This is a genomic window from Psychrobacillus sp., from assembly GCF_032154225.1.
Lineage (GTDB): Bacteria > Bacillota > Bacilli > Bacillales_A > Planococcaceae > Psychrobacillus.
In genome coordinates, this window is the sequence record NZ_JALDYF010000012.1 from 14,108 (window position 1) to 26,033 (window position 11,926).

The window sequence follows — 11,926 nt, forward strand, 5'->3', positions numbered from 1 at the left end:
CCTCGTCGCGCAAAAAAACAAGTACTCCTGCGGTTACTCGTCGCAAAGCCAGTATCTTTCCTGCGGGGTCAAAATGACATCGCTTTCCCGCTGGAGTCGAGCGGACGCTTTTCCAAACAATACAAATAACAGAATGTCTCGAAAGAATTAACACCATCTTAAGAAAAGTGCTATGTAACATTATTATCAATAGTCTTCATTCAAGTCAAAGTAATTAAACTTTTTCACTTATGCTTTCTATATAGAATCAGCCACTCTTTTAAATCAGTGAATAGAATGAACAATGATCCCATCTTTTTAAGCGGAATGGATGGAGTGAAAAGCGGCGACTCTGACGGGAACAGGGGATGTTTTTTACACCGAAAGCGAAGTGGCAGGCGCACCGATCAGAAGACCCTGAACTGAGCGAAGCGAAGGAAGCGGCTGAAGCGTCCGCTTGAACCCGAATCCATTACCTTTCTCCCCTACTAGAAAAACCTGTTGCTACTTTCAACAGGTTTTCCCTCTACTCATTTAACTGTTTGTAAAATTGATAACGACTTGTCCAAGCTTCGATAAAATCAGGAGCAAATGGACCTCTCCTCTGCTTTATCCAAGTAATTAACTTTTCTAAATTTCTATTCAGAATACCATCAATCTCTTCAGGATAATTCATATCTTTTTTGTGCTGAGCATATTCATCTTCATCAAGAATCGTATACGTCATGTCAGGAAAAACCTTTACATCCAAATCATAATCAATATACTTTAATCGTTGATTTTTATAGACGAATGGTGAACTCATGTTAATGTAATAATATACACCATCTTCTCTTAGCATACAAATAATGTTGAACCAATGTTCTGCATGAAAATAACAAATGGAAGGCTCTCTTGTAACCCAGGTTCTACCGTCTGCTTCTGTTACTAGAGTTCGTTCATTTGCTGCAATGACAATATTTTTGGTCCCTTTTAAAACCATCGTTTCCTGCCAGACACGGTGGATGCGGCCATTATGCTTGTAGCTGTGAATTTGAATTATTTCTCCTTCGGTTGGAATCGCCATGATCTAGCCACCTTTTCATCAAGCGCAAGATTAAATTTTTTTACTTATTTTATTATTATAACCATTCGTATCGAAAAACTATAGTAAAAAAATCAGCGAAGGCAAAATGCCCTCGCTGATTTCGGTGAATCCATGTAATTATTTTGTTTCGTTAAAAGAACTATTTGCTTTCTGCCCACTCGCTTTTTGTTTTTTCAACTCTGCTTGTTGGTTTTGTTCTTTTACTTTTTGAATATCAGTTTCCGTAGCAAACTCTTGGTTTTGGTTTGGCTGGTTTGGTTGTTTACTGTTATTCTTTTTCATGGATTTCACCTCCGTACACATATATCATGTGCACCTTTCGCAGTTCTATTCATATTATTTTTTTACATTTTAATCGATCTTCCACCATCTACGATAATCGTTTGCCCACGTATCATCGTAGCATCGTCAGAAAGTAAAAACATCGCTGTTTTCACCATATCTTCTATTTCAACCATTCTTCCTGCTGGAGTATTTACACGGGCATCTTCTAAAAGCTCTTCTCGATTTGGAAAATGCTTCAATGCATCTGTGTCTAATGCTCCTCCGGAAACTGTGTTTACGGTAATCCCTTTTTCAGCAAGCTCTACGGCTAAATATCGTGTAAGGGATTCAATCGCCGCTTTCGATACGCCCACAGTTGTGTAGTTCTCCAAATAACGAATAGAGCCTAACGAGCTAACACCAAGAATTTTCCCGCCACGGTCCATTAACTTCGCAGCTTCTTGTGCTCCAAATAGCATTCCTTTCGCATTAATATTCATTGTCCAATCCCAATGCGATTCTTCCAGCTCCATGATTGGACGCAACACTCCAGAAGCAGCATTGCTTACAAAAATATCTAAGCGTCCAAATTCTTCTTTAATCGTTTGGAACATTGCACGTAATTTTTCTACATCTCCAACATTAGCACGGACGAGTAAGGCTTTCTGACCTAGCGCTTCTATTTCTTGAACGGTTTCGAGTGCTGCCGTTTTACTTCTAGCATAGTTTACAACGATATCATATCCATTTTTCGCAAGTTCAATTGCGATTGCCTTCCCTAAACCTCTACTGCTTCCTGTTACTAAAGCTACTTTGTTTGTCGTCATTGTCTACAAATTCCTTTCCTTCCATGCGCTCCAAATTTTCAATACTGGAACTGGCATTGGTTGATTATTTATTTCTTCTATTGTAAACCATTTACAAGTAGATGGAAGTTCCATTTCTGTTTCTAACTGCGCTTCGAAACTTTCCATTTCCCATACTAAATGAGAAAAAATATGCTTGAAAGCCGCTAGCTCTTCCCCTATTTTTACATTTACTTTATAGTCATTCGCAATTATTTTTTCTATTGAGTAATTTTTTGTTGGAAGCTCCACCATTGGAAACTGCCATAAACTCGCCAGTAACCCTTTTGAAGATCGTTTTTCCAATAATACTTTCCCATCAGCCGATTGGATGACAACTGATTTTACTTTATGTATTTTCGTTTTTTTAATAATCGTTTTAACTGGTAGTTCTTCTTGCTTCCCTTCAAAAAAAGCAGTGCAATATTCTCTGACAGGACAAAGTAAACACTTAGGTTTCGTCGGAGTACATATAACTGCTCCTAGCTCCATTAATCCTTGGTTAAAGGCAGATGGATTTTCTTCATCTATTAATTCCATCACTGCTTCTTCGAATATTTTTTTCGTTTTTGGCTTGGCAATATCTTCATGTATCAATAAAAGACGGGAAAGCACACGCATCACATTTCCATCCACTGCATGCTCCGGTACACCATAAGCAATGCTAAGAACTGCTCCAGCTGTATATGGACCAACACCTTTTAGCTTAGAAATTTCTTTTCTTGTAGAAGGAACAACACTTTCGTAAGTTTCGACAACTTCCTTTACGCCTGCTTGTAAATTTCTTGCACGCGAATAATAGCCTAATCCTTCCCACTGTTTCAGTAATTCTTCTTCTGGTGCATTCGCTAAAGATGCTAATGATGGATATTTCATAATAAATCTTTCATAATAAGGTATGACAGTATCTACTTTTGTTTGTTGAAGCATTACTTCTGAAACCCAAATTTTATATGGATCCGTCGTTTTTCTCCAAGGTAGATCACGCTTTTCTTCTTCAAACCAAGAAACTAAAGCAGTTCTTATTTGTTGTTTATATAAATTATCCAATGTAAAATCCTTCCTTGCGATTATTGTCATAAATAATCGACTATATATTAATAAGTTCTTTGTTATTTCGCTAAATTTATCTTATGATAAAACTAACTTGTAGCCCAAAAGGAGCTGAATTAGCATGGATACAGGTACACATATAGTTATGGGTATTGCACTAGGTGGGTTAGCACTAGCTGATCCTGTTGTTGCTGGAAGTTCCATCACGACAACTGCTGTTATTGCTGGTACTATTATCGGATCTCAAGCACCCGATATTGATACTGTCCTAAAGCTGCGTAATAATGCAGTATATATTCGACATCATCGTGGAATAACACATTCCATTCCTGCTGTACTTCTGTGGCCAATACTTATTTCATCTGTACTATGGTTCATTTTACAAGATGCAAATTTTCTTCATCTATGGCTTTGGACTTTTTTAGCCGTTTTTCTACATGTATTTGTAGATATTTTTAATTCTTATGGAACACAAGCATTGCGACCGTTTTCAAGAAAATGGGTAGCACTTGGTGTGATAAATACATTTGACCCGATTATTTTTGGGTTGCATATTGTCGGTTTACTATTTTGGATGCTTGGTGCTAACCCTATACTAACGTTTCTCATTATGTACGCGATAATCTTCGCTTACTATATACTACGATTTGCCGTCCAAGGGGCTGTAAAAAATGCTGTAAAGCATACAATTCCAAATGCTGAACAAATTATTGTTGCACCGACGATGAAGTTTTTCCAATGGCGCATTGCTGCAATTTCAGAAACGCATCATTATGTAGGACGAGCATATGGGCGTTCGATTACGATTTACGATAAGTTTGAACGAGTTCCACTTCCTGAATCTGAATTAGTAAAAGCCGCATTAAAAGATAAAAATTTAAGTGCCTTTACTTCTTTTTCACCAATCTTTAGATGGGAAATTACGTCGTTTGATAAGTTACATGAAGTTAGATTGATCGACTTACGTTATAGAAGTAATGATTATTATCCGTTCGTTGCAGTTGCTCACTTAAATGAGGACTTAGAAATAGTCAACTCCTATACAGGCTGGATATTTAGTGAAGATAAGCTACGTAAAAAACTCGACTTCATGCCCAATTAAAAACTCGAAACGCTAGGAAAATGATTTCCTAGCGTTTTATTAATTCAAAAAGTCATCTACCTCTAATAAATGCTTATATTTTTCATTTGTATGTGCAAATTCATGCAGTTGGTCGCCGTAACCTTCAATCCACTTTTTAATAACCATTTCTGTTACCGCCGTGCCTTTGTAATCATATCCTGCACGTGCATAAGATGATTCAAAATCAGACCAAAGTAGCTCAATCCACACTCTTGCCTTTGAAGCCGATAATTGATCATTTTTTTCAAGTAATTGCTTCGTTAAATTATCTATTTGTATTTGCATATTATTTCCCTTCCTTCAAAGCTTCGAGTAATGAGATTGGTAATGCTTCTTCATAGCGATCTCCGCCTAGTCGATAACCCCATGCGAATCTTCCTTTCAAATATTCCACTTGAAAGAACATTCCTGGATCTCCTGTTATACGATACATTTCACCGGCTTTAATCGTAGATGGATCGATTAAATACGCCTGAGCCATCGCTACTTTTCTTTCATACACCGCAAACTCATTTATAATACCAAGCTGCTCTGCTTTTCTAGCTTTCTCTTTTAAGTTAGCAATTTCCGTGCGTAGTTCCTGTTCTGTCATGTCACCATATTTTTTCTCATTCATCTTGCTGTTCCAGCCCCTTCTGTTCTATATAAACATCTATATGTTCAGCAGGAAAGCCTTTTTGATAAAGTGCCTGCTTAACTCGTTTTTTCAAATCATATCCCACATATTTGGATGAATACTTTCTCCACACTTTATCACCTTGGGATCCAATAATATCTTCCCATTCTTCTTGCTCTTTTTCTAGCTCAAACGAAGCGATTGCTTGAGAAATAATCGTGAAATTATATCCTTTACGAAGCAATGCTTCCTGCACTTTTTGCTTTATTTGCCTCGGTGTTTTATCTTGGCTTTGATGGATGATTTTTTCTGTTAATGTACGTGCAATGGTCAACTGCTCATCCTCTGTATAAGTAGCTAGTACTTCTTCTTGGAGGTCCTTCTCAATTCCTTTTTTCTTTAGTTCTTGCCGAATCGCCCCTGGACCTTTTTTACTATTTTTCTTTTGCGTTGCTACTAATGCTTTTGTAAAACTCTCGTCATTTAAAAATCCATGCTCGTATAATTTTCGAATCGCTTCCAAAATAACAGATTCTCCAAATTCACTCATTTGTAATTTTTTCTTTACCTCATGCTCACTTCGCATTCGATAACTTAAAAAGTTAATCGCCTTATTATAAGCCTTTCTCACTTCATCATCAAAAACGATTTCATCTATTGTGAATGCTTCAATTACTTTTCCTTTTGAAAGCTGGTACTTAATAAGTACTGCTTCATCTACACTAAAAGCATATTTTTCATCCAAATATAAATTATATCGTTCATTATTATTTTTTTGTCTACCTATTTTCGTAATAACCGGCATGAACAAACCTCTCCATTTCACTTCCTACTATTATAACGCATATGTTCGTAGGTGATAAACGTTTCGCATGCTAATATTGTTTTAAGGAGGTTTTGAACATGAAAATTGCAATTACTGGCGGAACTGGCTTTGTTGGAAATGAATTAACGCAACTTCTCGTTAATCAAGGACATGAGGTATTCATCTTAACTCGGTCCGAAAAAATCGCTGCAAATGGCATTACGTATATTAAGTGGTTAACTACAAATGCACATCCTGAAAAAGAACTAGAAGGTATCGATGCAATCGTCAATCTTGCTGGGGAGTCGATTAATAATGGCAGATGGACTGAACTCCAAAAAAAGAAAATTTATACTAGTCGTATAGAAGTCACGAATGAAGTACTTCGCATACTAGAAAAACTTCAAGTCAAACCAAAAGTTCTCGTCAATGCAAGTGCAATTGGTATTTATCAAGCCTCAACTGACAAAATATACACAGAACAATCTACTCCACTCGGAACAGACTTTTTAGCTAAAACAGTACAAGATTGGGAACAACAAGCAAAAACAGCCGAGCAATTTGGCACTCGCGTTGCTTTCGGTCGATTTGGTATCATCTTAGGGAAAAGCGAAGGAGCACTTCCACTAATGGTATTGCCTTATAAAATGTTTGTAGGTGGGACGGTTGGATCAGGCCGCCAATGGCTTTCATGGATTCATGTTCGGGATGTTGCAAGGGCGCTACTTTTTGCAATAGAGCATGATATACACGGACCTTTCAATGTTGCAGCTCCACACGCAAAAACGATGAACGATTTTGGAAAAGTAATTGGCGCAGTTTTACATCGTCCACATTACTTCCCTGTCCCAGCATTTGCACTAAAACTCGCACTCGGTGAAAAAAGCCAGTTAGTTTTAGAAGGACAACATGTCATTCCAGAAGTATTAATAAACAACGGCTTCACTTTTGAATTCGATCATTTAACAAAAGCTTTAACCGATATTTATAAATGAATAAATCAATCCTGCTCATTAACCTATTTCACATAAAATGCGTCTTAATGGCAATTTCCGCTGGGATTTTCTTTACAGGGGTGGACGTTTCCCGCTGGAGTCGCCACCCCTTCGCTTCAATCCACTGGAGCTTGCTATTTATTTAGAATGGAAGCAATATTTCTTAGAAAAGCGAACGAATAAATAGTTTTCCAACTAAAAAATCAAAGCAACGAATGAGAAGGTAAATTATTTAACAAGTGCAAATTGTAAATTCCACCTTGCATTTTATAGATCATTTCCCATGATTACTTATCTATATAAAAAGTAAAACACTTGATTCCGTAGCGCGCTGGGCCGCATGAGCCGAAGTATGAGACCCACTTGAGCACAGCACAAGTTGGCTCATGCAAGGTGCGGCAAGCGCGGTGGCATAGTGGCTATTCGTTAAGAATCACATTATGTAAAAAGTGAACGAAAATACAAAACTGAATAAAATGGTTAATCAACAGGCGTGTGAATAAATTACATTCCAAAGCGCAACCTATGTAAAAAGAAAGGTTGCGTTTTTATGTGGAAATATCATGTATTCGGGCTAACTTTAGCTGCTATAATACTTACCATCGGCGTTTTCTATCAGCCTTTTTCAGCACAAGCTGAAGAATTACATTGGGGGATGAAAAAAGCAAAAAATGAAATACAAGCAGAGGCTGGCCCAGAGCTAGATGCAATGCTCGAAAGACATGGTGCAATTTATAAAGGAAAAGCAGATGAAAAAATACTGTACTTTACGTTCGACAATGGATATGAAAATGGCTATACAGAAAGCATATTAGATACACTAAAAGCAGAAAAAATTAGTGCTACATTCTTTTTAACTGGGCATTATTTAGAAAGTGCCACCCCTTTAGTAAAACGGATGATTGATGAAGGTCACCAAATCGGTAACCACACATACGGACATCCTAATTTAGCCAAACTTTCGAAAGAGGAAATCAAAAAAGAATTACAGAAATTCGATAGTCGTTTAAAAGAACTTACTTCATTAGAAAGAACTACTGTAACAAGACCACCTGCTGGTGTTTTTAATGATCAAGTTTTAGAAGCTGCCAAGGAAGTTGGGTATCAACATATTTTTTGGTCTGTTGCATTTATTGATTGGCATAAAGATCAGAAAAAGGGTGGTAAATATGCTTATGACCAACTAATGTCGCAAATTCATCCTGGTGCTATCATTCTCATGCATACAGTTTCACCCGATAATGCGGAAGGCCTTCCAATGTTTATAAAGGAAGCAAGAAAAATGGGATACACATTTGGTACACTCGATGAACTTAATATGAATAATCTGGGTATTCCGCTTTCTTTGCAACCATGATATTGTCCTTTATAATAGAAGAAAGATTATAAAGGACGTGAAGCAATGACAGAACAAACAGCAATACAAGTTGGTCAAGAATTTCCATTAACGATAAAAAGGCTCGGTATTAACGGAGAAGGTGTCGGCTTTTTCAAACGAAGCGTTGTATTCGTAAAAGGTGCGCTACCTGGAGAAATAATTACGGCACAAATTACAGAAGTTAAACCCAAATATGCGGAAGCAATCATCAAATCAATCCGACAAGCTTCTCCCGACCGAGTTAATCCACCTTGCCCTGTGTACGATGACTGTGGCGGCTGTCAATTACAGCATATGACTTACGAAAGACAGCTTATCGAGAAAAAAGACTTGGTTATGCAAGCACTAGAACGTTATGTGACAGATTTAGCTCCTTCTATTGAGGTAAGACAAACAATTGGAATGGACAATCCTTGGAATTACCGAAATAAAAGTCAGTTCCAAGTAAGAAAATTAGGAGAAAAAGTAATCGCTGGGCTATATTCAGAAAGCTCTAACTTACTAGTCGACATTGACGAATGTGCTGTGCAGCATCCTGCAACAACACATATTACAAATGAAATTAAAAAATATTTACAAGAACTAAATATCTCGATTTATGATGGACGCAATTCAAAAGGAGTTGTCCGTACAATTGTAGTTCGTACAGGTATGAAAACAGGACAAATTCAAGTTACACTTGTAACTACTCAAAAGAAAATGCATCATAAAGAAGAATTAGTACAAAAAATCCGTGCAATAGATGCTAATATTGTGTCCATTAGTCAAAACATAAATGCAGAAGATACATCGCTTATTTTTGGAGACACAACATTTAACTTACACGGTAAAGAAACAATCCATGAAAAATTAGGTGAGCTTGCATTCGATCTATCTGCTCGCGCATTTTTCCAGTTAAACCCAGAGCAAACAGAACACTTATACAATGAAATCGAAAAAGCAGCAGCATTAACTGGAGAAGAAACAATTGTAGATGCTTATTGTGGAGTTGGCACAATCGGACTTTGGCTTGCAAAAAATGCAAAAGAAGTTCGCGGTATGGATATTGTAGAAGAATCTATCCAAGATGCGAAAAAGAATGCGAAACGCAATGGCTTTAAAAACACAAAATATGTTCATGGTACAGCACAACAATGGTTACAAAAGTGGAAAAACGAAGGTTTCGTTCCCGATGTATTAACAGTAGACCCACCACGTGCTGGACTTGACGATGAGTTACTAAAAACAATTTTAGACATTCAACCAAAACGTTTTGTATACACATCATGCAATCCTTCGACTCTCGCAAAAGATTTAAAGCAACTTTCGAAAGTGTATGATATTAAGTATATTCAACCAATAGACATGTTCGCCCAAACTGCTCACGTCGAAGCTGTTACATTGTTGGAATTAAAGAACTAAACATAAGAAAGGTCCATGTGATGTAAACAATTCAAAATTGTTTTCCTCACATGGACCATTTTTTATAACTTAAATTTATGTGCCATTTCTTGCAGTTCCGAAGATAATTTTCCTAATATTTGGGCTGATGCAGAAATCTCTTCCATCGTTGCATTTTGTTCTTCTGCAGCAGCAGCTACAGTTTGTGCTTTGTCCGACGAATTTACTGAAAGAGTAGCTACTTCGTCTATACTACCTTTTATACTAAGTGTATTCGCACTTAATTGCTCAATTACGGCAGATATATTTTCTGTTTGACTTGATACATCTTGTACCATCGAAGAAATACTGCCAAAGTTACCTTCAGATTTTTTCACAAGATTTATTCCATCGCTTACAGTGTTAGTTGATACTTCCATCGCACTGATTGCTTTCACTACTTCTTCTTGTATCGACACAATTACATCACGAATTTGGTTGGCAGCTACAGAAGAATCTTCCGCTAATTTTCGAACTTCATCTGCTACAACAGCAAATCCTTTTCCAGCTTCTCCTGCTCGAGCCGCTTCAATCGCTGCATTTAATGCCAATAAATTTGTTTGGTCTGCAATAGCTGTAATAAGCCCAACAATTTGGCTTATTTCTGCTGATTTTTCTCCTAATGAATGAACAACTTCCGACGTTGTTTCAGTAGAGCGTTGAATATTTGTCATTTGTTGCATCGTTTCATCCATCATAGAAGAACCTAAAGTCGTGTACTCCCTAGTAGATATAGCTAAATCTGATACAGATTGAACAGAAGTACTAGCTTGTTCCATTCCTATCACCATTTCCGAAATGGCTTCATTACTAGTTTGAGCTCCTTGCACTTGTAAATCTGCTCCTTCTGAAACATCTACCATCGCGCTTGTAATTTGCTCAGTTGCTTTACTTGTTTCTTCCGCACTTGCTGATAGTTCCTCAGAAGTAGCTGCAACTGTTTGAATATGATCTTGTAACCCTTGCACTAATGTTTTTAAATTGAGCATCATTTGATTAAAATCAGTTGCTAATTGTCCGATTTCATCACTGTTTTTTATTTGTACTGGTTCAAGTCTTAAATTTCCATCTGCTAGTTCTTTCGCTTGTGCTGATAAAAGCTCTACTGGAGCCTTAATAACACGCATGAAAAATACAACAATAGCACTTATTATAATAACGGATAATATACTTACTGCGATTAGTAAAATAACTACTCTTTGGAAACTAACTTCTCCTTGATTGTTGGTCGCCATTGCTTGTTTTTCGTGTAAAGTGATTAAATTATTAAGGTTACTTTGTGTTATATCGTATAGTTCATTTGCTTCATAAGACATCGCAATTGCTTGGTCTACTTGACCTGAATTACTTAAACCAATTACTGAATTCAAATGATCAAGGTAAATAGCCCAGTTGGACTTAAACTCTTCTACAGCTACTTTCCCCTCTGAAGTCGTTAGCACTGATTCATACTCTTTTATAGAAGTTTCTATTTCTGCGTGTATTGTTTCAATTTCTTTTATATATTTATCTGTAAATTCTTTATCCTTAGATAACAATATCTTTTGTGTAGTTATAAGGAAATCGTCTGTTTGAACATTTACTTGGTTAACCATTTTTATTTTCGGCATAACCTCACTGTTTAACGTCTTTATATTCCCATTCAATGTAAAGGCACTAAAAATCGAAAAAGCACTTATTGCCAAAATAATAAACATAATTAATGAAAATGAAATGCTTAGCTTTTTTCCAATTGACCACTTCATATTTGTTCCCCCTATACTTTCATTTTCTATATAATGTAAAAAATAACTGCTAACTACCTACATTATATATGAAATTTCAACATAAATCGACAAATTTTTGATTACTTAAAAAAATAAAAAAACGGTGACACAAACAATGCAAAATTGTTTATATCACCACTTTTTGCTTATTTTCTTTATTAGTTAGCATCCGTCTCTTTATTTCCAAATAACCCTAAGATCAAAGTTAATCCGGCAACTATAGAAGGAATCGGAGAAGTACTGATATAAATCATCCAATTTGGAAACGGTATACTAATAGAATTGTTTGTAAATATCGCAATAGTCATTCCAACTGGGCTATAAAATGCGATAAGAAAACATGGCAGAGTTATACAGAGAAGCATCGAAACATTTATCTTAAATGACCATTTTCTTTTACAAATCAATGAAATGTACATCCCTATAAAAACTGGAGCAGTCGCCATATACCATGCGAAATACTTCGGGTCAAAGGTCGTTGAAATATTGAATTTTAAAATCCCCTCAAAATGCATACTAACTTGTATTAATGCAATTAAACCCGCCACCCAGAAGATTTTTAAAACATATTTAGACCAATTATTTCTCATTTACCC

13 protein-coding genes are annotated in these 11,926 nt (G+C 36.4%); 4 read left to right on the top strand and 9 right to left on the bottom strand.

Annotation, left to right across the window (positions count from 1 at the left end):
- Window positions 1-505: 505 nt before the first annotated feature.
- The 4 genes from ntdP to mutY all read right to left on the bottom strand — a co-directional run bounded on the left by ntdP (window position 506) and on the right by mutY (window position 3,255).
- A complete protein-coding gene (gene ntdP / locus RUH95_RS14670; protein WP_313893640.1) occupies window positions 506-1,045 on the bottom strand; it encodes a nucleoside tri-diphosphate phosphatase in 540 nt (179 codons plus the stop codon).
- Window positions 1,046-1,183: 138 nt separating this feature from the next.
- Window positions 1,184-1,369, bottom strand: coding sequence for a gamma-type small acid-soluble spore protein (locus RUH95_RS14675; protein ID WP_313893641.1), 186 nt, complete (start codon window positions 1,367-1,369; stop codon window positions 1,184-1,186).
- 41 nt (window positions 1,370-1,410) lie between these two features.
- Window positions 1,411-2,157, bottom strand: a complete 747-nt coding sequence (gene fabL, locus RUH95_RS14680; RefSeq protein WP_313893642.1) for an enoyl-[acyl-carrier-protein] reductase FabL — start codon at window positions 2,155-2,157, stop codon at window positions 1,411-1,413.
- 3 nt (window positions 2,158-2,160) lie between these two features.
- Window positions 2,161-3,255, bottom strand: coding sequence for an A/G-specific adenine glycosylase (gene mutY, locus RUH95_RS14685; protein WP_313893643.1), 1,095 nt, complete (start codon window positions 3,253-3,255; stop codon window positions 2,161-2,163).
- 94 nt (window positions 3,256-3,349) lie between these two features.
- Here mutY and RUH95_RS14690 point away from each other — a divergent pair, with 94 nt between their 5' ends.
- Complete coding sequence (locus RUH95_RS14690) at window positions 3,350-4,330, top strand: metal-dependent hydrolase (RefSeq protein ID WP_313893644.1); 981 nt, start codon at window positions 3,350-3,352, stop codon at window positions 4,328-4,330.
- A 39-nt stretch (window positions 4,331-4,369) separates the two neighbouring features.
- Here the strand turns inward: RUH95_RS14690 and RUH95_RS14695 are convergent, their stop codons facing one another.
- The 3 genes from RUH95_RS14695 to recX are packed head-to-tail and all read right to left on the bottom strand — an operon-like array spanning window position 4,370 to window position 5,772.
- Window positions 4,370-4,636, bottom strand: a complete 267-nt coding sequence (locus RUH95_RS14695; protein WP_313893645.1) for a YfhJ family protein — start codon at window positions 4,634-4,636, stop codon at window positions 4,370-4,372.
- Between the two features lies 1 nt (window position 4,637).
- On the bottom strand, window positions 4,638-4,967 hold the full coding sequence (locus RUH95_RS14700) for a YfhH family protein (protein WP_313893646.1): 330 nt from the start codon (window positions 4,965-4,967) through the stop codon (window positions 4,638-4,640).
- A complete protein-coding gene (gene recX, locus RUH95_RS14705) occupies window positions 4,960-5,772 on the bottom strand; it encodes a recombination regulator RecX (protein WP_313893647.1) in 813 nt (270 codons plus the stop codon). Before recX ends, RUH95_RS14700 begins: the two co-directional genes overlap by 8 nt.
- 98 nt (window positions 5,773-5,870) lie before the next feature.
- Here recX and RUH95_RS14710 point away from each other — a divergent pair, with 98 nt between their 5' ends.
- From RUH95_RS14710 to rlmD, 3 genes are all read left to right on the top strand, one after another.
- Window positions 5,871-6,767, top strand: coding sequence for a TIGR01777 family oxidoreductase (locus tag RUH95_RS14710; RefSeq protein ID WP_313893648.1), 897 nt, complete (start codon window positions 5,871-5,873; stop codon window positions 6,765-6,767).
- A gap of 550 nt (window positions 6,768-7,317) precedes the next feature.
- Window positions 7,318-8,124, top strand: coding sequence for a polysaccharide deacetylase family protein (locus RUH95_RS14715; RefSeq protein WP_313893649.1), 807 nt, complete (start codon window positions 7,318-7,320; stop codon window positions 8,122-8,124).
- Between the two features lie 45 nt (window positions 8,125-8,169).
- A complete protein-coding gene (gene rlmD / locus RUH95_RS14720; RefSeq protein ID WP_313893650.1) occupies window positions 8,170-9,546 on the top strand; it encodes a 23S rRNA (uracil(1939)-C(5))-methyltransferase RlmD in 1,377 nt (458 codons plus the stop codon).
- Between the two features lie 62 nt (window positions 9,547-9,608).
- On the opposite strand, the gene RUH95_RS14725 is transcribed toward rlmD, so the two are convergent.
- Both RUH95_RS14725 and RUH95_RS14730 read right to left on the bottom strand, forming a co-directional pair.
- Window positions 9,609-11,309 (bottom strand): methyl-accepting chemotaxis protein, encoded by a 1,701-nt coding sequence (locus tag RUH95_RS14725; RefSeq protein ID WP_313893651.1) that lies wholly within the window; start codon window positions 11,307-11,309, stop codon window positions 9,609-9,611.
- Window positions 11,310-11,488: 179 nt separating this feature from the next.
- Window positions 11,489-11,920, bottom strand: coding sequence for a hypothetical protein (locus tag RUH95_RS14730; RefSeq protein WP_313893652.1), 432 nt, complete (start codon window positions 11,918-11,920; stop codon window positions 11,489-11,491).
- Window positions 11,921-11,926: the final 6 nt, after the last annotated feature.

What these genes read in the sequence shown, in the direction of transcription:
- ntdP (WP_313893640.1), bottom strand. Translation starts at nt 1,045, where the DNA reads ATGGCGATTCCAACCGAAGGAGAAATAATTCAAATTCACAGCTACAAG.
- RUH95_RS14675 (WP_313893641.1), bottom strand. Translation starts at nt 1,369, where the DNA reads ATGTGTACGGAGGTGAAATCCATGAAAAAGAATAACAGTAAACAACCA.
- fabL (WP_313893642.1), bottom strand. Translation starts at nt 2,157, where the DNA reads ATGACGACAAACAAAGTAGCTTTAGTAACAGGAAGCAGTAGAGGTTTA.
- mutY (WP_313893643.1), bottom strand. Translation starts at nt 3,255, where the DNA reads ATGACAATAATCGCAAGGAAGGATTTTACATTGGATAATTTATATAAA.
- RUH95_RS14690 (WP_313893644.1), top strand. Translation starts at nt 3,350, where the DNA reads ATGGATACAGGTACACATATAGTTATGGGTATTGCACTAGGTGGGTTA.
- RUH95_RS14695 (WP_313893645.1), bottom strand. Translation starts at nt 4,636, where the DNA reads ATGCAAATACAAATAGATAATTTAACGAAGCAATTACTTGAAAAAAAT.
- RUH95_RS14700 (WP_313893646.1), bottom strand. Translation starts at nt 4,967, where the DNA reads ATGAATGAGAAAAAATATGGTGACATGACAGAACAGGAACTACGCACG.
- recX (WP_313893647.1), bottom strand. Translation starts at nt 5,772, where the DNA reads ATGCCGGTTATTACGAAAATAGGTAGACAAAAAAATAATAATGAACGA.
- RUH95_RS14710 (WP_313893648.1), top strand. Translation starts at nt 5,871, where the DNA reads ATGAAAATTGCAATTACTGGCGGAACTGGCTTTGTTGGAAATGAATTA.
- RUH95_RS14715 (WP_313893649.1), top strand. Translation starts at nt 7,318, where the DNA reads ATGTGGAAATATCATGTATTCGGGCTAACTTTAGCTGCTATAATACTT.
- rlmD (WP_313893650.1), top strand. Translation starts at nt 8,170, where the DNA reads ATGACAGAACAAACAGCAATACAAGTTGGTCAAGAATTTCCATTAACG.
- RUH95_RS14725 (WP_313893651.1), bottom strand. Translation starts at nt 11,309, where the DNA reads ATGAAGTGGTCAATTGGAAAAAAGCTAAGCATTTCATTTTCATTAATT.
- RUH95_RS14730 (WP_313893652.1), bottom strand. Translation starts at nt 11,920, where the DNA reads ATGAGAAATAATTGGTCTAAATATGTTTTAAAAATCTTCTGGGTGGCG.